This window comes from Flavobacterium sp. (genome assembly GCF_027484205.1).
In the GTDB taxonomy this organism is placed as follows: Bacteria; Bacteroidota; Bacteroidia; order Flavobacteriales; family Flavobacteriaceae; genus Flavobacterium.
Window position 1 is genome coordinate 90,069 of record NZ_JAIXUB010000019.1, and the last position, 21,186, is coordinate 111,254.

Consider the following 21,186-nt stretch of genomic DNA (forward strand, 5'->3'; position numbering starts at 1 on the left):
TTATGATAAAGAAACCATCCTTAAGCTTTATGCAAATCATCAATATGAATGTGGGTTTCTTCGGAATCCAATACAGTTTTGGTTTGCAACAAAGTGCGGTTAATCCTATATACGATTTTCTTGGTGCAAGCCCAGACGAATTACCTCTTTTAAATCTTGCTGGACCTTTAACAGGACTTCTAATCCAACCGATAATTGGTGCTTTGAGTGATAAAACGTGGTTACCAAAATTAGGAGGAAGAAGAAAGCCGTACTTTTTTATTGGTGCTTTGGTTTGCAGTTTGGCTCTTTTTCTATTTCCATTCAGTAGTTCACTTTGGATGGCTGCCGGATTGTTATGGATTTTAGATGCTGGAAATAACACCGCAATGGAACCTTATCGTGCTTTTATAGCCGATAAATTGGACGAATCACAACAGCCAACGGGTTTTCAAGCACAAAGTTTTTTTACAGGTTTCGGACAAACCTTAGCTAATGTCTCTCTTTTTATTTTTCCATTAATTTTTATTGGAACCACAGGTAAATTGCCTACATGGGTTTTTGCCTCGTTTTTTTTAGGTGCAGTTTGTTCCATTGCTTCGGTTTGGTGGAGTTCGCATACCACTAAAGAAATTCCTCCATCTGATGAAGAATTGCAAAAAATACAAGCAGAAAAAGTGAATTTGTTTACACCTTTCATTGATATTTTTGCTGCCGTAAAAGACATGCCTAAAGTAATGTGGCAATTGGCATTAGTATATCTTTTTCAATGGTATGCTTTGTTTTGCTATTGGCAAAATTCTTCTAAAAGTATCGCACTTTCAGTTTGGAATACTTCACCTGAAAAGGACATGAAATTGTATGGTGAAGCGGTAAGTTGGACAGGATTAGTGAACGGTTGGTATAATGTAGTTACTTTTTTAGTGGCTTTTCTATTGGTAGGTTTTGCCAAAAAATATTCTGCAAGATATGTTCACTTTACGTGTTTGCTGCTTGCTGCTATAGGATTTTTAGTATTTCCGCACATCGAAAATAAATACTTGCTTTTTCCTGCCATTACAGGTTTCGGAATTGGATGGGCAAGCATGATGGGAATTCCTTATTTGATGGTAGTTTCTAACATCCCAAAAGAACGTTACGGCGTTTACATGGGAATTATTAACATGATGATTGTGATTCCAATGTTTATTCAAACTATAACTTTTGGTTACATCATGAAGCATTTCTTAAATAATGATGCGCGTTCAGCCATAACCTTTGCAGGAATTTTATTGATTTTGAGTGCTGTTTTTACTTTGTTTATCAAAACCAAGAAAGCAAATGAATAATCTAAATTACATAAAAGCTATTGAATTACTGCAAAAATGTTCTTCTTCCGAAGGATTTCTTGCCAGTGCTCAAGATGTTTCAAATTATAAAAGAGTTTGGGCTCGCGATGGTGTAATCTGTGGCTTGGCAGCTTTGGCTTCAGGTGAAGAGGATTTGATTGAAACCTTCAAAAAAACTTTAGAGGTTCTTGCGGCACACCAACACGAAAACGGAACCATTCCTTCTAATGTAATGATTTCAGCAGGTAAGGCTGAGGTAAGTTATGGCGGTTTGGCTGGCAGAGTCGACGCAGTTACTTGGTTCATTATTGGCGTTTGTCAATATGCTTTTTATAAAAAAGACATTGATTTTGTGGCGCAATATGATGTTGAAATAGAAAAATGTCTGTCGCTTTTAAATGCTTGGGAATTCAATAACAAGCATCTTCTTTATGTGCCACTTTCTGGCAATTGGGCAGACGAATACATTACAGATGGTTATGTTTTATACGATCAATTGCTCCGGGTTTGGGCTTTAAAAAGTTATAATCATTTTGCAAATAGCTCTGAAATTGAAACTAAAATCCAACAGATTATTTCGCAAATCGAGATTAATTTCACATCGAATGCTGTCGGTGAAAAATACCACGAAAGAGCTTACAACGAAGCAACAATTTCTGATTTTATGCCATGTTCGTTTTCGCCTGCAGGATACAAATCGCAATTTGATGCTTTCGCCAATTCACTAGCAGTGTTATTAAACATTGGTTCAAAAGAATTTCAAAGTAAGATAATTGCTCACGCTGAAAACATCCAAAAAAGTACCAAGTTGCAATTGCTTCCTGCTTTTTGGCCACCGATTCAGGAAACCGATTTGGATTGGAATTTACTAAAGAACAATTGCAAATACGAATTCAGAAATTATCCAAATGAGTTTCACAACGGCGGCAGTTGGTCCATGGTCAACGGATTCTATGGTTTAGCTCTGTTACAATCAAATAAAAAAGCAGAAGCCACAGTGCTTCTTGAAGCCATTGATAAAGCAAATGCCGTTGAGGATTACGGATATTATGAAAATTTCAATACGGCTTTGGCCATTCCAAACGGTGTAAAATATTGCGCTTGGAGTGCAGCTGCGGCTGTTATATTACATCAAAACATCAATACAAATTTTAAATTTCTTGTTTAAATTGGAAAAAACAATTGACATAATATGCATAGGAGAGGTCTTGATTGATTTTATTGGTCACGAAGTAAATACCTCTATTAACAGAACAAAAGACTATCATCGATTTCTTGGTGGTTCGCCCACTAATGTTGCGGTTAATGCTTCACGATTGGGATTGAATCCCATTCTTGTTGCTACTTGCGGACAAGACGGTTTGGGTGATTATGTAGTTAGAAAGTTAAAGTCGAATAATGTAAATACGACGCACATAAGAAAGTCGGATGACAATCCAACGTCTGTAATTTTTGTTTCCAAATCAACTGAAACACCCGATTTTATTCCTTATCGTCAAGCTGATTGTGAGATTTTAGAATCACAATTGCCAGATGATGTTATTGAAAAAGCCAAAATATTTCATACGACTTGTTTTGCCTTGAGTAAGAATCCTGCAAGAACAACTATTTTAAACAGAGCCAAAAAGGCAAAGGAGTTAGGATTAAAATTGAGTATTGATATTAATTTTTCAGAAAGGATTTGGCCTGATAGAGCAGAGGCAAAGCAAATTATTAAAGAATACCTTTCTAACGATCCTTTGGTAAAATTAAGTGAAGACGATTGCTACCGACTTTTCGCCGAAGTAAAATCGGAGGATTATATTTTTGAGTATTTCCATAATCTTGGTGCATCTACCATTTGTTTGACCAAAGGGAAAAATGGCGTTGTCGTTTCAGATGTAAATCACGGATTATTTTTTCAAAAAGCGGTGCAAATCAATGAAATTAAAGATGCGACTGGTGCAGGCGATGCCTTTTGGACTGGATTTTTATATGCCCAATTGCACGATAAAAATATAGAAGACAGCATCACGATTGCCCAAAAATTAGCTTCCATAAAATTACAAAACGTAGGACGTTTACCGGATAATATTAATATTAAAAAAATTATTGAAGAATAAAATTGTTTGAGTTTGGTTTAACGGAAAGCTGTAATTAAATATTACAGATTTCCTATTTTAGGGTGGCTGAGGCACTCGAAGCCACTACTGAAATTTTCCTTGAACAATAAATATGGATGATTTACTGTAAATTAAGCTTGTCGACATGTACTCTAAAGCAACATTATGGTAAGACCACAACCACCGCTGATAAATCCTCAAAATGTAAAGAACCACTTTGGATGGCTGAGTTCACTTGAAGCCATCCCTATATGCTTTTGCTAATTCAGGTAATAAATCAATATTACCTTGCATTAATGCCTCTTTCTTTTTTCTACTCCAACCTTGGATTTGTTTTTCACGATAGAAAGCTTCGTCAATCCTTGAGTACTCTTCATAATATAAAAGTGATACAGGTAATCGTTTTTTTGTATGATTTGCACCTTCACCATTTTGGTGTTCGTTCAATCTTCTTTCTAAATCAATAGTACTACCTGTATAGTAACTTCCATCTGAACACAGTAAAATGTACATATAACCTTTCATAGAGATAAATATAATAAATAAAATTGGCTTCGAGTGCCTCAGCCACCGCAATACGAATGTAGTGATTTTTTAAATTTCAGCCACCGCAATACGAATGAAGTGATTTTGATTAACCTCAGCCACCGCAATACGAATGTAGTGATTTTGATAAACTTCAGCCATCGAAATACGAATGTAGCGATTTTGATTAAGCTTAGTTATCGTCACAAAAATCTTGAAGTTAATGTTACGTATATATTTTAAACTTACTTTTTATAAAACACCCCAAATTGTCTAGCTGTTTCTAACATGTCATCGCCTTCTTCTACGAACATTGCCTCTAATGGAAATTCTAATTGTTGCCCAATCATACCATCATTGATGCTTGATTGTGCTGCGAGGATGGCATTTTCTGTTTTAGGTTCTAATAAAATAATGAGAAGAAATACCTGTTCACCGTGTTTTGTAATTCCAAAATGATAGACTTCTTTAATGCTGCTTACTTTGGCAAACGCTTCTTGGAATTGCTGTTGATGTACGCCACTAATGGGATTTTTTGGTATCCAAATCAATATTTCGGTGTCTTCTTGTATCGTTTCCAAGGTATGATTTTTTACATCGCGTTCGAGTACAAACATCGTCTCTTGATCGCTATCGATAACAATTCTACCAAATCCTTGCTCTTCTGCAATTTCCAAAACCGTTTTAGAAGGCATTGCCAAAAACGATGTGGGTTGTGTAATCCATTTGGACAAAGTTTCTTCTGAGGTAAAAACGCCAAAAACCAGCAAACCGTCCACGTTAAAAACGGTTGTAAACCCAATAGTTTCTCCGGCTTTCAAGGTGTCCCATTGATCACTAACTGCTGATGAAGTCCTACCATCTTTAGGAACTAGCAGAAAGGCCTCGTCGCCATACAATTCATTTAAAACTGCTTTGTAATTTTCACTGCTTAGGTCTTGATGGTACTTTTTTATCAAGCGAAGTAAGTTGGTATTATTTGGTGTAAATGTTTTTTCTGTTGCAGGTTCTGGTGCTTTGGAACCAAAAAGTTTTTTAAATAAATTCATTAGTCTATTGTAATTTAATTATTTATCAGAAATGTAGCTAATTTATCGTGATGTGAGTTTATATAATTAATAGATTTAGTTACTATATAATCAGTAAAATCTTTATAAAAATCATTATCTAAAGACAGTTTTTTTAAAGTATCTGAATCACACAAATCAACTTTGTAACCTTTAAAATCTTCAAAAAGGTAATCTTCTAGCCACCAATTACTTCGTTTTCTACCTAATTCAATATATTCATCTTTATAATCTCCATTAAAAATAAAGATTCCAACAAAAAGTTGACCAAAATAATTGTCTTTGTTTACTGCAAAACTTTGGATTCCAAAGAAAAGCTTTTGTTCTTCTTTACCTTTTAATTTAATCCAAATTTGTGAATAGCTACTTTCGATGTTACTTCCTTTGTAAATTAAATAATCATTACCAAGTTTTTCTTGAAGCTTTTTAAAAACAGTTTCTCGTAAACGTCCTTTAAATTTTGATAATGCTTTATTTACGTTTTCAGCAAGATATACTGCTTCATCATAGTTTTTTAAAATCAAGCTAAACAATTCATTTTCTTCTTCGTTATTCATCGTATGAGTAAGTTTTTTAATCAATAAAGTGTATTGTTTTATAGATTCTCGGAGAGTAGGATAATCATAAGTTTCTTTCATGCACAGAGTAAGCCATTCAATAATATGCTTTTTATATGAAATGATATGATAATCACTTTCTGAAAGGCTTCCACAACTGTTTATAGATGGTTTATTTCCCCAAAGTGTCAAATAATAAACGGTATTCTTTCCCTCATTATGTTTATAATAACGCTCAATTTGTGCATATTGATCGACAGCATATATTTTATTTTCAATGCTGATGCAATTGTTGTTTTTATCCCAAAGGTAAATATCTATTCTTCCACCTGTTTTGTCCTTATCATTTCTAGGTCCAATATAATGTTCTGTTTTTACTTTGGTAGAGGGAATATCAAGTTTGTGAATTTTATTAAAATTTTCTTCCTTCTGTTCATCTGTAATTGATTTCAGAAATAACTCCAAAAACAAGGTACCACAAAGATGTGTCCCTTTTGGATTAAGAAGTTCGGCTATAAATGCTGAATGGGTATCATTTTCACGATGCTCCATTTTAAGAATAGAAAAAATATTGAATTTTTCACCTCTTAATTTTTCCTTTTCCTGTTGATGGCGAATAAGTTTGCAAGTATCTGTAAGCATTTGCTCACATTGTTTAAGATCTATTTTTTTAATCATTATATTTTTTAAGCGAGCCAATATGAAATAGCAATTTGTCTATTGTTCATAAGAAATCCTTCACCAATAAATAAAGTTTTTTCATTACCTAATAACCTCCATTCAGCGATGTAAATACCATTAGTGATTCTGAAAGTCAATGTACAGTCTACTCTTCCTTCAACGGCATCAAAATAGAATGAATCATAAATATGAACTTCTGTGCCATTTTCAACTAAGGTATCATCTTTAAGTTTTGCGGTTTCGGTATATATCTCTGCATTAGGGGTTAAATTATTGGTATATACACCATTCAAGTTTCCATTTAATTCTATGTTAAATAAAATTATTCCTCTAAATTGTTTTTCCATTTTTATTTCTTATTTCAAACCATTTAAAATAGCTCTAAAACTAGCTAAACCAGCTTCAATATTTTCTACAATATCTAAAGCCAAAACATCAGGGTCGGGTAGGTTGTCTAAATCGGCTAAGGATTTATCTTTTAGCCAAGTGATGTCTAAACTGGTTTTATCTCTGGCAATGATTTCATCATAGGTGAACTTTCTCCAACGTCCTTCGGGATTGGTTTCCGCATTATACGTTTCGGTTCTTTTATTGATGTTTTCCGATTGGTATAAATTTATAAAATCACGTAAGTCCTCCAACTTCAACGGATTCTTTTTCAACGTATGATGAATGTTTGTTCGGTAATCATACACCCATACTTCTTTTGTCCATGGGTCTTTGCTTGAAGGTTTACCATCAAAGAACAAAACGTTTGCTTTTACACCATTAGCATAAAAAATTCCTGTTGGTAAACGTAAGATAGTATGCAAATTAGTCGTGTCCAATAATTTTTTGCGAACGGTTTCACCAACGCCACCTTCAAACAAAACGTTATCAGGTAATACTACAGCGGCTTGACCTGTTGTTTTTAGCATGGTGCGAATGTGTTGTACAAAGTTTAATTGCTTATTACTTGTGGTTACCCAAAAGTCTTGACGATTATAGGTCAAATCTTCTTTTTCTTGTTCGCCTGCTTCATTGGTAAACGTCATGCTACTTTTTTTACCGAATGGTGGATTCGCAAGGATATAATCATAACGTGTTCCCGAATCTGTAATCAAAGAATCATTAGGTGAAATAAAATTATCAGAATCGATATCACCAATGTTGTGCAAGAACAAGTTCATTAAAGCCAAACGTCGAGTACTAGCAACAATTTCATTGCCAAAAAACGTTTCATATTTCAAGAACTTAGCTGCATCTTTGTCCAGTTCTCTATTGGCTACAATCCAATCGTAAGCTGCCAAAAAGAAACCACCTGTTCCACAAGCTGGGTCGGCTATGGTTTTGTTAGGTTCTGGACGCAAACATTCTACCATCGCTTTGATTAATGGGCGAGGAGTGAAGTACTGACCAGCACCACTTTTGGTATCTTCTGCGTTTTTCTCTAAAATACCTTCATAGATGTCGCCTTTGTCTTTTACACCCATCAATATCCAGTTCTCGGCATTGATTAGTGCAATTAGTTTATACAACTTGGCTGGGTCTTGTATTTTGTTTTGACTTTTTACAAATATTTGTCCTAAGATACCTTTTTCTTTGGCTAACTCTCGCAACATAGTGTTGTAATGCGTTTCCAACTCACTACCACTTTTGCTGATTAAGGTCTCCCATGCAAACTCGCTTGGAATAGGCATGGTTCTGTTATGTGGTGGTTTGGTGTATTCGTCTGCCATTTTTAGGAATAACAAATACGTTAGTTGCTCCAAGTAGTCGCCATAACCCACACCATCGTCTCGCAAGGTTTGGCAAAATGCCCATACTTTACTAACTATACTGGATGCGTTTGAGTTTTCTTTGCTCATGTTTTTTTATCTTTTATTTTACAACGGATTAAAATCATGTTGTTACAATATTTGTCGTTCCGAACTTTTTTATTATCTATTTTTATTTACAACGGATTGAAATCCATTGCTACAATATGGGGTCATCCCTATGGGATTTTTACATTACGTATAAGAATCATAGGTTCGGTTTGTGTAAGGCTGGACTTCAGTCCAGTGATAATACGCTACACAAGAAAAGAACCATAGGCACGACCTATTTTAACTCCTCAAAAATATAACGTTCATCATAAGGAATTTCAAATTTTTCTAGATATTTCAAATATTCCTCCTTAAAACTTTCTTTTTTATGATGTTCCTCTTGATTGGCGACGTAATTATAAACTTCTTTGATATGCGAATGACTGTATGAAAAAGCTCCATAACCTTCTTGCCATTCAAATCGATTTAATAAAAGTCTATTATCATTAATATATTTTGAAGATTTGGCTTTAACTGTTTTCATTAATTCTGATATAGAAACTGTTGGTTTTAATCCTAAAAAGCAATGCACATGGTCTTCAACTCCATTTACAATGATGGTTTTGCAACCTGTTTCATTGATTAGATTTCCTATTACTGCAAAAACATCTTTTCTCCAATCTTTGTGAAGAACAGCTTGTCTGTATTTTACCGCAAAAACGGCTTGAATATATATTTGATGATAGGTGTTTGCCATATTTTTATTTTTTCATTTTATGCAACGGATTGAAATCCATCGCACAAAATTAATCATCCCTACGGGATTTTATATTATCATTTTATTTACACAACGGATTAAAATCGATTGCTACAAAATGTTTCATACCTACGGGATTTTTACATCATGTGATAGAGCCATAGGCTCGACCTATTTTGTAAGGCTGGACTTCAGTCCAGTCGATTTAACAAGCTACACGAGAAAAGAGCCATAGGCTCGGCCCATATCGTCTCGCAACGTTTTGCAAAACGCCCATACTTTACTTACTATACTGGTGGCGTTTGTGTTTTCTTTGCTCATTATATATTTTTATTTCCAAATAATTTTTATTAAATCAAAAAGCAATTTATGTCTTTCTTCAAGTTCTTCTTTTCCAAATTGATCCATAAATCTGAAATTTAAATCATAATCATTAATCATCTTTTTAAAATCCAATTTAGATTTATAGGTATCTTCTCTTAAGGTCTCATTCCAGTATAAAGTATTAGCATATGATTTTAATTTTTTCTTATAGGTTTCATTATTACTGGAAATGTTATCTAAGCCTTTTAATAGTAATAATCCTCCAAGTCTATTTCTTTCTCTTTCAAAAAGTTCTTCATCGTTATCAAAAAGTGCTTTATTCTCAGTATTGTACGATAAGATGTGCTCAACATGAAAGCCATTTTTCCAGCCTGTATTTTGAATTAAGTCATAAAATGTGTGTTTCATGTTCATTTTGGTATTATCAGCGATGAATTTTTCAATTCGGGAAAAGAAATATCTCTTAAATCGCTTGTCCAATTCAATTCCAGTTTCTTTAAAGAAAGCATAATTCAAAATATTGTCAACTGTCACACCTCTTACATCAGATAATTGTTGCATTAAGTATTTGTCAAACACTTGATTTATAACTAATAAAGGTTGATTTCTGATTTCAGCACTTAGTTTATTTATTTCCGTTGCAAATGTGTTACTGTTATAACTTCTTTGCAACTGTAAAAGACAGAACATTCTATCAAGTTGTCTGCTTATAGTTACTATTTTTTGTTCTTCTTCTTCATCATTTATGTTGCATGCAGACAAAATCAACAAAAATTGCGTATTCATTTCGGTTAGATTATTGTAAAATACATATGGTTGATTCTCATCAAATTCTATTGCATAACTATATATCTTCGCGTACAGATTTGTATAATAAATAAAATCATTAAGAATAAATTTTTTAACACCCTTTGGATTATGTTTAAGTTGTAAAACTCTATCATATTCATCTTCAAACATTACGCGGTGATAATCTTTGTCAAATTTTTGTGCGAGACCACGAGTATCTGCTAGTTTAGATTTTAAGAAATAGGTAAAAAACTCGTCAATTTCATCTTCTCTAAAATCGTTCAGTTTTTTTACCTGATCTTCCCAAATTTCATTAAGTTTTAAATTTAATAATTCATCCTTATCAATTTGCCCTAATAATTTACCCTTAAGAATCTCATATGGTTTTAACTTAACACCTCTGTCATTTATTACTTCAAACACCATCGGTACTTCAGTTTGTTCAACTGAAAGATTAATCAACACTAATCTGTTTAAGAAAAAGAATATGAAAGATTCTAATTTGTGTTCTTTACCTGAGAATTCTGCATCCAACCATTTTGAAATAATTTGATAATTAGTTAACATATTTTGAGCAGTTATTCCAGATGATGAGTCAATTTTATCAAGAGAAATTCCATCAAGAAGCCCTTGTAAAGCAGCTTTATGTAACTCATGATTCATCCAGAACTCTCTATTAAATCCCGAATGTCCAGTTATTTTATTTTTAACCCAGTCAGTTAATTTTGAGTTATTACTTTCAGCTAGATGTTTTAACTTAATTAATATTAAAGTTATTGTCGTTAGTCTTTGTTGACCATCAACAATAAATATTTTGCCATCAACCGTATTAGTCACATAGGTATTTAAATAATACCAAGAATATTTTGCAATTAATTGGTCTAGAGGAATATCCGAATCTTTGTGTTTTAAATATTCTTCATTAAATTTATAGAACACATCTTCCAACAGCCGTTTTACAGGAATTTCGTTCCATTTATATTGTCTTTGATAAAAATCTATATAGTAAGTAGTGTTTGAAAATACCCTATCAATATTTTGCTTGTCTGGTGATATGTCCATAATTTATGTTTTCTATTTAATTAGTAATTTTTATTTTATTAGTTCTAATTGTCTTGCTATATCTTGTGTAAATTTTGAAAACGGTCTTTTATAACATTCTTCAGGAGTTGAATAATTGCCTATAATTAATCTATCGATGAAGGCTTCATCAGGAAAAAGTTTATCATCTTTTAAAATACTCAATAAGTCTTTTTTATAAGTAGGACTGTAAATTTTTTTAAGATAAATTAATTCTTCAATTAAGTCCTTTTGAGTATCATAAATTTCCTCTATTCTAAATGTATCGTTGTATTTTTTTTTATCGTAACCAATTATATCAAAGTCAGATTTTAAATCAGATTTTTTATTAGTTTCCCAATATAATTGTTCTGTTTTTCTATCTAATTTAAATTTTATTAGTTCGAGATTATTAGGATCTTCCTCAAAAAAATTAAATTCAATATCATTATTTGTTTTTGCTTTGTTACAAATTGAACATGATGGAATTAAATTAAAAAAACTGGTTGCTAAAAACGGATATTTTGATTTTGCTTTGATATGGTCTAATTCAAAAGTTGCTTTCCTTTTTCTTATTTGACCTTTTAACTTTTTGGTTTTAAAGTATTCCACAGGAATTATTACTGTTAATTGAGCATTGCAATAAAAACAAGTTTTATATTGTAATTCATTTGCAAAATCTAAATACTCTTTACTTCTTAAATCTTCATATCTTAAGCATTCGACAATGGCTTCCCAAAATTTTGGGGTTATATTTTTCTGTTTTATGATATTATCAAATTCCTCACATAGTTCGACAATTCTATTTGGTTTAGCTTTTAAAATGTCTCTGTATTCAACTATAATTTTGTTTATGTATTTTACTTTATCAGCACTTTTAAATCCATTTCTTTTTTTTAAAAGTTCTAATTTATCAATAGGTTTTGTGAAATTTCTAGATTTAAATAGGTTGTCCGAGAAATTAATAACTTTTTTTTCAAGGCTTTTGTTAATTAAAATTTTTCTCATATCAATTACCTTTTAATCTTTTAATTTCATCTTTAAGTTCTAAAATTATTTCATCTTTTGTTTTAACTCCTCTTTTTTCTGAAAGTAAAAACTCTAATCTTTCTTTTAAAATTGGTTCCCCAATAATATTGATAATTTTTTCAATTTCATCTAATCTTTCTTTATTAGGTTTAATATCCTCATTAATTAATTCTTTCCCTATTTCTTCAATTTTTTCTCTTGCAAAATCTCCCATAAAAGTATTTTCTAAATAAAACTTGTCAGCTAAAAGTTCATGTATATTTGCTCCAAAGGTATTTTTTATTGTAAATCTGTAATCATCACTTTCACCAATACTTACTACATCTTCAATTTGTAAGTCACTTAATAAATATGGCGAGTGAGATGTTATAATAAAGTGTTTTTTAATTGGATTTATTTGATTAGTGTAGAGAATTAATCTTTTTAAAAACTCTTTTTGCCATTGAGGGTGAAAACCTGTTGAACCTTCATCAATTAGTATGTACAATAAATTAACCTCATTAAATTTTTCTTTGATATTAATTTTTTCAAATAATCCATAATGTATTCTAGAAAATAAATTTAAATAAGCTTTTTCTCCTGTACTAAGATTTGGCCAATCAAAATTAAATAATGCTAGTTCACCTTTAGGTGATATAAGTTCAAAAATATCTCTTTCACTTCTTAAAAAATCCTTGACAACTTCAACATTATATATATAAAAGTCATCATTCAAATCATATCTTTTAAATTTACTAATTATTTCATTAACACATACTTGAATTCTTTTATATAATTCATTATTGTCAATTCCAATATTTAGATTTAAAATAAATTTTTCAAATAAATGTGAAATACCTTTTTCATAGTCCTCTTTTGTGAAATTGTATGTTTGAATTTTTGGTCTGTAATTATTCTTTTCATCTGTTTTTGGTTCTGGTCTATATTCGAAATTATAATATAATATTTCTAAAATTCTTTTGTAAAATGAATCTCGAGCAATAAAAAATTCATAATCTCGAACAGTTTTCCCTTTTAAATAATCTCTAGTTGAACGTAATGCTCGCATGTAAATCTTATCGAACTCTTCATAAAACTCAACATCATCAAAATCAATATATCTTTGTTGAGTATCAAATTTTTTAATTTTACCATTTAAAAAAACACTTATTCCTTGATGTATGAATTCTTTGTAAAATCTGTGTGACTCATCTAATATATTGTCTCCAAACTCAATAAATGATATTTGTCTTTTAATTTCTTCACGTCTAAAATTTATAGTTTGTGATAATGTTTGTTCGTCTACTTCTTTTGTTTGTCTTGATTCATTAAAAAGGTAATCATTTGAAACATCAATATAATCAATAGGATCTATTTTAGTTTCTTCAAATTCAAAAAAAGGTGAATAATATAATGAAGTTGATTTTGTTTTAGCCTCTAGAATACCTTTATCAATATCAAATTCAATTTGTTTTCTTTCAATATTGAACAAGTCATCAAAAAGAGCAAAATCATTTTCATTAGTAAATAATTTTACTCGATTTTGTTTTCTTTCTTTCTTTTCAGGATTCGATTCTGAATAGTAAAGCTTATCATCTTTAGTATGTATTGCACACCAATGCCACCATACAAAAGGATATTCATAAACTTTATGCTTATCATTCAATTTGCAAATAATGTATTGAAGGAATTTTAATAAAGTTGTTTTACCCAAACCATTTTTACCAACAATAGAATTAATTTTAGTATCATTTTCATAAAAATTATTAATATAATTTTCATTGATTTGAAAACTAATTTGCTTTGTTTTTAAATCAACAGAAAAATTATAACGACCATCTAAATTAAAATCTTTATTGCAAATTTTTAATTGTTTACCAGGTATTTCAAAAACCTTAAAATATAATAGCTCCATAACTTTTTTACTTTAAACCAACTCCCCACTAAACGCCTTCTTCAAGATACTTTGCCTCAATGCCTCGGCTTGTTGCAAGCTTTGAGCAATACTTTCCTCCATTTTATCAGCCACACTCAAACGGCTTTCGATTTCTTGAACGATTTGGTGTTGTTCTTCGAGTTGAGGAAGTGGAATTGGCGCTTGTCTAATAGTTGCCATTGATAATGAGGGTTGCGCAACAGCTTTCACAGCTGTCATCATAAGACTTTTGCCAATTGTAGATTGATAAAAATATTCAATATATTTTGAGTTTGCATCAATATATGGTCTTGCCATTCCAATATTTGGACCTAAAAAATATTCACCAGTAGGAACTGTACCTATATTCCCTGTACCAGCACCAACAAATACTATTAATAATTCTCCTCCATGAAGCTTTGACCTTTTAAGCATTTCTACGCTTTCTGATTTGACCTTTGAAAAATCTGTATATTTAAAACCATTATTACCCACATTTTCAGCTTTCAGAACTGGTAAATTTCCATTATCATCATATTTCACATAATCTGTGTATTCAAAACCAGCTAATTTTGTTACAAAACAAATAGTTCCTAATTGTGTCCATAACCAATTACTAGGAATTTCCCATTTTTTTTCATTATGTAAATCACTTGGTTTATCAGGAATGGTTAATGATTTTGGTTTACTAGGTTTTTTAATATTATTTTTATCAAATTGAACTAGTTCTTTTTTCCATTCATTTAATTGTTTTAGATAAAAAGCTTCTTTTTCTAATAGTATTTTGTTTGTTATATCGCTAGAACTTTGTATATCTACTTTTTTTAACCTCCAATTTTTTGTTAACTTCCCTTCAAAAGCCCATTTCAATACACTTTGTCTATAGGTTTTGAGTTGTTGTTGTGCGGTTTTTAAATCTTCTATGCCTTTGTCTAACTCACTAAAGAGTTCTTCTATTTTTGAGACAATGGCTTGTTGGGTTTCAGGATTAGGAAATGGAATAAGAGTTTCTCTTATTGTTTCACCAGAAATAGCTTTAAATGTTGTGCCAGTTCCTTTGCTGTCGAGTTCATGCTGAATGCTTCTTAAAAAATAAAAACCATATTTGTAATTTTCAAATCTTATTGCGGCTAATCCTCGCCCAATACAACATTGTTGATTAGCAATATTTGTAGTACCAACTGGAGCTCTTACAGATAACAAAATATCAAGTGGCTCAGCAATTTTTGTTGGTTTTGAACAATATTTTTTTACTACAGGATATAAATCAGTAAACTCAGCTTTACCTTGAAAAAAAGGCATTCCCTTAGCGTTTTCATTATAAGTATCACTTGGTGGTGATTGCCCCATAATTATTTTACTAACTTCATTCAGTTTTTTTATTTGCCAGTTTTGTTCCATTTATTTTAATTAATAGACTTTATTTTATCTATTTCATATTTTATTAAACCTATTTGTTTTAATCTTTGTTCAACACCTTCTCTTTTAAAACTTGCAATTAGATTTTCTGTAGTAATGTCATTTACTCTTAATGTTTTTTGAATTTTAGAAATCGCAGAATGGGGAACATCATATTCTAATAATGCTGCTAAATTAATAGGCAAAAATCCATTTTCTAACTGAGAAGCATAAAATGTGTAATTGCCATAAGTTAAGCCTCTTTTATTAAAAGCATATTTTTGTATGTCATTAACTAAACTAATCCATTTGGGTAATTTATAATCAAACCAATGTCTAGTCACATTCAACACAAAATAGGATAAGTAATTAATTCTACCTAATTCATCTGGAATTTTATTTACCCAATATTCATCATCAATTAATTCATCAATTACTCCTCTGGTAGACTTTTTAAAATTATATTTCATTGCTAAAGAAGCTAATTGCTTTCCAGAAAGTACACCTGCTTTATTGTCTTTACTTTTCAAGAGATTATTCCAACATAATTCAAATACAACCTCTAAATTTTTATATCTAGGGTAATTGTCCCAGTTTAATAGTTCAAAATATTTATCAATGTTTTCTTCTATTTCGTTCAAGATATTAATTTGTCCTTGTATTGGTAAAGATGCATTTCTTCTTAAAATTTCTTTAAACTCATCATCAAATCCATCAAATTCTTGTAATCTTAATTTAGAAGATTCTTTTAATTCAGATTCATCTAGATTAATTAATATTTCAAGTGGAGCATCATCTTGCGAAAAAATGGGAATATCTACATCAAGTTCTAATTGATTGGGTCTAGCTTCAAATCGATATACGTTGCCAATAAAATAATTATTCATTCTTCCACTTCTCCCTGCTATATTTTTGTAATCAAAAAAATCAATATCTTTTGTGCCTTTCTTTTTGTCAAACAAAATTACATTTTTGGCAGAAGTATTAACACCTTCAATTAATGTAGAGGTACAAAACAAATATCTAATACTTCTCTTATTAAATAAATCAACAATTGTGCTTCCTAAATGTCTTGGAACTGCTCCGTGATGAATGGCTGTATATCTTTTTAAACCATCAATTAAAAACCAACTTTTGTTTATGTTTTCATGCAACCATTCCATAACTGAGCCATTTTCTTTATCAGAAATAAAGTCTGGTCTATTCTCATTCAAGTAGGAGACAAAATCAACAGCTAATTCAGTAGCTTTCTTTGGAGATGAACAATATATAAGTGTAGGTTCTTCAGTATTTAAAAGCAAGTCAAAAAGTTCTTCCTTTTTCTTTAACTCTTTTTCCTTCTTTTTTAATTTTTCACTAATTTCCATTGAAATTTCATCTACTGCAACTGTTCTAAAATCTGATGGAAACCAAAGTAAATCATATTTTTGTTTAAATTCTATTGGTATCTCTTTTATCATTGGACCCAACATATAAAATTTATTGGTATGCTTTAATAATCTATGTAAAGCTGTATTCAATGTAATAGCCCTATCATCATCCCTTTTTAGACTAAGCTTATAAAACTCATCTATGATAAAAAAATCTATTTGTGGAAACATATTATATTCAACAACACGTTCACCAGTAAACAAAAATAAATTTCCTTTATCTTGAGAAGGAGTTTGTGAAGTTGATACAATTACTTTATATATATCATTATATTTTGATAATTTTTTTCTTGTTTCATCTAATAATGCTAAAGTGGGTTGAATAATTACAATGTTTTTATATTTTTTACTTGCGACAACTTCTTCAATAAGTAAACTTTTTCCAAAACTAGTTGGGGCACTTAAAACAACACTCTTATCACTCTGTAAGGCAGTTGAAATTTCAAATTGTTCCTCGTGTAAATATACATTCTCTAAAAAAGGAGATTTGTGTAACTCATATCTAAGAAAAGAACTACCAGTTAGTAAGTTCTCGTCAACATAAGGATATAAACCATAGCTTTCAATTATATCATTAAAAAAAGATTTACAATTCTCATCTATAAAATCCCACTTTTCAAGTAGTCTTATGACAAGATCTCTACCATCATTTTCATTTTTAGTAAAAAGTTTATTAATAAAACTCAAAAGACCATATGTTTCTTCAAAATTGAATTCAAATTTTGAACTTATAAAATCAATAGCATTTTCATAATTTTCAAAACTCATATTTTTTGCATGTTTTTTAATCTAACATCTAGTTCAGAATTCAATTCATCTTTATTTGGGACAGGGAGTAGTAATAAAATTAACTCAACATCTGTAGCAACTTTTGTGTTGAAAGTGTTGAATAAATCTCTACACTCGCTTTCAAGAGCTTCAAAATATTCTTTTGAATTACTATCATGTGAAGTAAAAATTGAACTTGAATATGTACATACTAATGGAATTACAATAGTATCGAATACTTCATCTAAATTTTTATGTTTATGCATTAAATTAGTCCAAAATTCAACTTCAGGAATATCTTGAGGGATTTTCCTTCTGATTAGTTCAAATTCTTTTTTTAAATAATCAGCATTAACATGATTAACAACATCTTTAGCTAATTCTTTTACTCCATCAAATCCATCTAAATATAGTTTGGATTCACCTAACCATAACTTTTTTTTATCTTCTTCAATTGTTATGTGTATCGCATCAAAGCCATGGACTGTTGCATTATGAGCATCTTTAAAGTATATTTTGGAAACGAGTGGAATTGTATTACACCAATCTCTCAATAAAAGATGTAAAATTAATTCACCAAATTCTCCTCTTTTTTTGTATTTATCGGTTAAATAGACTGTATTGGCTGCTTCGACTATTCTTTCAACCATTTCAGTGTAGGGAATACTCATGCCAGCATGATACCCAAAAGCAAATTCAGGAATAACTTTACGTATAACTTCAACAAGTGGTGTTAATCTAAATTTATTAGTTTCAAAACCAACATGATAAACTCTCAAATTGGCTTCTGAAATATGCTCACTTAATACTAAATCTGATTCAAATGGTTTACTCATAATGTATTTTAAGCCGCTAAAACTTCATTTAATTCATTAATAATCTTATCTGTTTCCTCTCCAAACAACTGCCACATTTTACTCAAACCGCCTTCGGCATTAAATGGGCTTAGGTCAAAGTCGTCTTTGTCTATGCTAAAACTATTGGCTACATAGTCTTTCATCATGCGCAACCATTGCATTTGGGCTTCGGTAAAAGCATTATGTTGTCCTGCGTTTTTATCAAAAATCCACTTTTTAAAATTCGCATCCACCGTTTTATCATAAGCGGTTAAGTTGTTATCAATTCCTACTACACGTCTTATCAATGAAACCAGAGCAATCAACTCGTTTTTTACCGATCCTCTGGCTGAGCTTGTTGAAGTCTCTAGTTGCTCATAAGCGCGCCAAACGGCTAAAGGTGCTAATAGTGGTTTTTCGGTTTTTAGTTTTTCGCACAAGTCTTTTATCATTTTGTATGTAAACGTGCGGTGTCTGTAGTCTTGGGCATAAAAAATCTGCAAAGCCGTAATTTCGTCTTTGTGGCTTTCAATCCATGTTTTAAAATCTCCAATCAATGCTGAGCTTGCCGAAGTATGGTCTTTTACCCAACCTATATTGGTTATAGTGTCAATATTGCTAGTATCAATAATTTGGTCTAACTTTTTGCGTATATCAACAATAAAATCACGCAAGTAAGGGTTATGAAATACAGCAACTGCTTCTTCAATTAGTTTTTTCTTTTCGGTTTCAATTGCTTTTTCAATCTCCATAGGAGCGAAGCCAAGTAGGTTTCCTTTTACACTAGTTTCAATTTGTTGGTTAGCATCTGGGTCATAGGCATGCAACAATTGTTTTACTACATGGTTAATAGTAAATCCATTGGCATTTTCGGCAAATTTAGCTTTGTCTTTATCGCTCAATTGTCGGTCTAAACGAATCAATCGGTTGGCTAAAGTAGTCAACATATCTTCGCTAGTATTTCCCATTGCTACACTTTGCAACACATCTTTTAACGAAATGCCTGGAGCTTTTTCCAAAGGTCGGCTGTCTGTTTTTTGCGATTGCTCCACACCAATTGCATCAATAATTACAAAATGGTCTTTACTGAATTTGGCTGTGGGTGTGCCTTTGGCTTTCAATTCTTCTATAGAGCAAGTTCGTGTACCACGACCTTTCATTTGTTCGTAATAGCTACGACTTTTTACATCACGCATAAACAACAATACTTCCAATGGTCTTATGTCAGTTCCTGTGGCAATCATATCTACTGTAACAGCAATACGTGGGTAATAATCGTTCCTAAATTGTTGTAACACACTTTTTGGGTCTTCCTCACTGCGGTAGGTTATCTTTTTGCAAAACTTGTTTTCTTCGCCAAATTCTTCTCGAACAATTTCAATAATATCCTCGGCGTGACTATCGGTTTTGGCGAAAATCAAAAGTTTCGGCACTTCAAAATTACCATTGTTATCCCTACGGTCAGGAAACATGGCAGGCAAGTTGTCTTTGGTTGCTCTTATAATAGTGCGTATAGTACTTGGGTTTACAATGTCTTTGTCCAATTGTTTACCGCTGTATTCTACATCTTCATCTAAATGTTCCCAAAAACGTTTACGAGTCAAGCGTTCACGTCGGTCAACAGGTTCTCCGAAACTTTTTAAAATACTACCGTTTTTGGTGATTTCGGTTTCAATGGTAAAGACATTATAAGGTACTAAAACCCCATCAATGACCGCTTTTTCAAAACCATAATCCGAAACCAAATTTTGATTGAAATAACCAAATGTTCTATTGTCTGGAGTAGCTGTTAAGCCAACTTGAAATACATCAAAGTAATCCAATACTTGTTTCCAAAGGTTGTAAATACTGCGGTGACATTCGTCAATAACTATAAAATCAAAAAACTCTATTGGCACTTTTTCGTTATACCCAACAGGAACGGGTTCTTTGGGTTCAAAACGAGTTTCATTTGGGTTTTCTTCTTCGGCACTTTCATCCAATTCCGTTTCTTTTAAAATGGAATACATACGTTGAATAGTGCTAATATATACTTGTGAATCGTTAGGGATAAAGGAACTACTCAATCGAGTGACGCCATACAATTCGGTAAACAAACGATTGTCTTCTTGTGCTGTAAACGCTCTAAATTCGCCTTCGGCTTGTTCTCCTAAGTTTTTAGTATCTACCAAAAACAAAATGCGTTTGGCTTTGGCATATTTCAACAAACGATACACAGCAGTAATAGCAGTAAATGTTTTACCAGAACCTGTTGCCATTTGAATTAACGCTTTAGGCTTTTGGTCTTGAAACGATTTCTCTAGGTTGTTGATTGCCGTAATTTGGCAATCACGCAAACCATCTTCAGGAAGTGATGGCAAATCATGCAAACGACCACGCAAGGATTTAGTCTCTTTGAACCAATTTAAAAGTGTTTCGGGTCTATGAAACGTGAATACATTTCGAGCACGAGGTTTTGGGTCTCTAAAATCGGTGAATTTTATAATTTCTCCATTACTCAAATAAACAAAAGGTAATGGGGCATTGTTTAATAAACGAAGTTTGGCTTTAGCATAACCTTCCGCTTGATCTTCGGCAACAGTTAACGTACCAATTTCAGCACGCTTGGCTTCAATAATTCCTACAGGAGTTTTGCCCACAAACAGCACATAATCAGCAGGACCAACATCGGTAACGTATTCTTTGATGGCAATACCCAAACCCGCAGCAAGATTGAATTTCTTCTTATCTTGTATAATCCAACCACTAGCAATCAATTGCTTGTCGATATTATCGCGTGCTATTTGTTCTGGGTTCTGGTTGGTCATTAATTATGCTATTCAATTTATCAAAGATAAATATTTCTATAAGATTAAAACTACGTATAAATACTTAAT

At 31.6% G+C, this 21,186-nt stretch carries 16 protein-coding genes; 3 read left to right on the forward strand and 13 right to left on the reverse strand.

The window, feature by feature from the left end; genetic code table 11:
• The first annotated feature begins 2 nt into the window (after positions 1-2).
• The 3 genes from Q0049_RS09340 to Q0049_RS09350 are packed head-to-tail and all read left to right on the forward strand — an operon-like array spanning position 3 to position 3,409.
• On the forward strand, positions 3-1,307 hold the full coding sequence (locus tag Q0049_RS09340) for an MFS transporter (RefSeq protein ID WP_298119063.1): 1,305 nt from the start codon (positions 3-5) through the stop codon (positions 1,305-1,307).
• Complete coding sequence (locus Q0049_RS09345) at positions 1,300-2,475, forward strand: glycoside hydrolase 100 family protein (protein ID WP_298119065.1); 1,176 nt, start codon at positions 1,300-1,302, stop codon at positions 2,473-2,475. Before Q0049_RS09340 ends, Q0049_RS09345 begins: the two co-directional genes overlap by 8 nt.
• A 1-nt stretch (position 2,476) precedes the next feature.
• Positions 2,477-3,409, forward strand: a complete 933-nt coding sequence (locus tag Q0049_RS09350) for a carbohydrate kinase family protein (protein WP_298119067.1) — start codon at positions 2,477-2,479, stop codon at positions 3,407-3,409.
• A 231-nt stretch (positions 3,410-3,640) separates the two neighbouring features.
• Here Q0049_RS09350 and Q0049_RS09355 read toward each other — a convergent pair whose 3' ends face one another.
• From Q0049_RS09355 to Q0049_RS09415, 13 genes are all read right to left on the reverse strand, one after another.
• Positions 3,641-3,922, reverse strand: coding sequence for a GIY-YIG nuclease family protein (locus Q0049_RS09355; RefSeq protein ID WP_298119069.1), 282 nt, complete (start codon positions 3,920-3,922; stop codon positions 3,641-3,643).
• A 257-nt stretch (positions 3,923-4,179) separates the two neighbouring features.
• Positions 4,180-4,983, reverse strand: coding sequence for an SseB family protein (locus Q0049_RS09360; protein WP_298119071.1), 804 nt, complete (start codon positions 4,981-4,983; stop codon positions 4,180-4,182).
• A 14-nt stretch (positions 4,984-4,997) separates the two neighbouring features.
• On the reverse strand, positions 4,998-6,236 hold the full coding sequence (locus Q0049_RS09365) for a PD-(D/E)XK nuclease family protein (RefSeq protein ID WP_298119073.1): 1,239 nt from the start codon (positions 6,234-6,236) through the stop codon (positions 4,998-5,000).
• Between the two features lie 8 nt (positions 6,237-6,244).
• Positions 6,245-6,586, reverse strand: a complete 342-nt coding sequence (locus Q0049_RS09370; protein WP_298119075.1) for a hypothetical protein — start codon at positions 6,584-6,586, stop codon at positions 6,245-6,247.
• Positions 6,587-6,595: 9 nt separating this feature from the next.
• Complete coding sequence (locus tag Q0049_RS09375) at positions 6,596-8,086, reverse strand: class I SAM-dependent DNA methyltransferase (RefSeq protein ID WP_298119077.1); 1,491 nt, start codon at positions 8,084-8,086, stop codon at positions 6,596-6,598.
• Positions 8,087-8,321: 235 nt separating this feature from the next.
• Positions 8,322-8,783, reverse strand: coding sequence for an IS200/IS605 family transposase (tnpA, locus tag Q0049_RS09380; protein ID WP_298119079.1), 462 nt, complete (start codon positions 8,781-8,783; stop codon positions 8,322-8,324).
• A gap of 330 nt (positions 8,784-9,113) precedes the next feature.
• Positions 9,114-10,958, reverse strand: coding sequence for a DUF262 domain-containing protein (locus tag Q0049_RS09385; protein WP_298119080.1), 1,845 nt, complete (start codon positions 10,956-10,958; stop codon positions 9,114-9,116).
• A gap of 30 nt (positions 10,959-10,988) precedes the next feature.
• Positions 10,989-11,963 (reverse strand): HNH endonuclease, encoded by a 975-nt coding sequence (locus Q0049_RS09390; protein ID WP_298119082.1) that lies wholly within the window; start codon positions 11,961-11,963, stop codon positions 10,989-10,991.
• Position 11,964: 1 nt separating this feature from the next.
• On the reverse strand, positions 11,965-13,878 hold the full coding sequence (locus Q0049_RS09395; protein WP_298119085.1) for a hypothetical protein: 1,914 nt from the start codon (positions 13,876-13,878) through the stop codon (positions 11,965-11,967).
• Between the two features lie 12 nt (positions 13,879-13,890).
• On the reverse strand, positions 13,891-15,279 hold the full coding sequence (locus Q0049_RS09400; RefSeq protein WP_298119087.1) for a restriction endonuclease subunit S: 1,389 nt from the start codon (positions 15,277-15,279) through the stop codon (positions 13,891-13,893).
• Positions 15,280-15,284: 5 nt separating this feature from the next.
• The gene (locus Q0049_RS09405; protein WP_298119089.1) at positions 15,285-17,474 is read right to left on the reverse strand and encodes a DEAD/DEAH box helicase; all 2,190 of its coding nucleotides are present in this window, start codon (positions 17,472-17,474) and stop codon (positions 15,285-15,287) included.
• Positions 17,471-18,310, reverse strand: a complete 840-nt coding sequence (locus Q0049_RS09410) for a DUF1837 domain-containing protein (RefSeq protein WP_298119091.1) — start codon at positions 18,308-18,310, stop codon at positions 17,471-17,473. Before Q0049_RS09410 ends, Q0049_RS09405 begins: the two co-directional genes overlap by 4 nt.
• Positions 18,311-18,318: 8 nt before the next feature.
• Positions 18,319-21,117 carry a DEAD/DEAH box helicase family protein gene (locus tag Q0049_RS09415; RefSeq protein WP_298119093.1) on the reverse strand — a complete coding sequence of 933 codons (2,799 nt, stop codon included), beginning with the start codon at positions 21,115-21,117 and terminating at the stop codon, positions 18,319-18,321.
• Positions 21,118-21,186 lie beyond the last annotated feature (69 nt).

Excerpts from the sequence above, each read along its gene's own strand:
- Q0049_RS09340 (WP_298119063.1), top strand. The coding sequence starts at position 3 with ATGATAAAGAAACCATCCTTAAGCTTTATGCAAATCATCAATATGAAT.
- Q0049_RS09345 (WP_298119065.1), top strand. The coding sequence starts at position 1,300 with ATGAATAATCTAAATTACATAAAAGCTATTGAATTACTGCAAAAATGT.
- Q0049_RS09355 (WP_298119069.1), bottom strand. The coding sequence starts at position 3,922 with ATGTACATTTTACTGTGTTCAGATGGAAGTTACTATACAGGTAGTACT.
- Q0049_RS09360 (WP_298119071.1), bottom strand. The coding sequence starts at position 4,983 with ATGAATTTATTTAAAAAACTTTTTGGTTCCAAAGCACCAGAACCTGCA.
- Q0049_RS09365 (WP_298119073.1), bottom strand. The coding sequence starts at position 6,236 with ATGATTAAAAAAATAGATCTTAAACAATGTGAGCAAATGCTTACAGAT.
- Q0049_RS09370 (WP_298119075.1), bottom strand. The coding sequence starts at position 6,586 with ATGGAAAAACAATTTAGAGGAATAATTTTATTTAACATAGAATTAAAT.
- Q0049_RS09375 (WP_298119077.1), bottom strand. The coding sequence starts at position 8,086 with ATGAGCAAAGAAAACTCAAACGCATCCAGTATAGTTAGTAAAGTATGG.
- tnpA (WP_298119079.1), bottom strand. The coding sequence starts at position 8,783 with ATGGCAAACACCTATCATCAAATATATATTCAAGCCGTTTTTGCGGTA.
- Q0049_RS09385 (WP_298119080.1), bottom strand. The coding sequence starts at position 10,958 with ATGGACATATCACCAGACAAGCAAAATATTGATAGGGTATTTTCAAAC.
- Q0049_RS09390 (WP_298119082.1), bottom strand. The coding sequence starts at position 11,963 with ATGAGAAAAATTTTAATTAACAAAAGCCTTGAAAAAAAAGTTATTAAT.
- Q0049_RS09395 (WP_298119085.1), bottom strand. The coding sequence starts at position 13,878 with ATGGAGCTATTATATTTTAAGGTTTTTGAAATACCTGGTAAACAATTA.
- Q0049_RS09400 (WP_298119087.1), bottom strand. The coding sequence starts at position 15,279 with ATGGAACAAAACTGGCAAATAAAAAAACTGAATGAAGTTAGTAAAATA.
- Q0049_RS09405 (WP_298119089.1), bottom strand. The coding sequence starts at position 17,474 with ATGAGTTTTGAAAATTATGAAAATGCTATTGATTTTATAAGTTCAAAA.
- Q0049_RS09410 (WP_298119091.1), bottom strand. The coding sequence starts at position 18,310 with ATGAGTAAACCATTTGAATCAGATTTAGTATTAAGTGAGCATATTTCA.
- Q0049_RS09415 (WP_298119093.1), bottom strand. The coding sequence starts at position 21,117 with ATGACCAACCAGAACCCAGAACAAATAGCACGCGATAATATCGACAAG.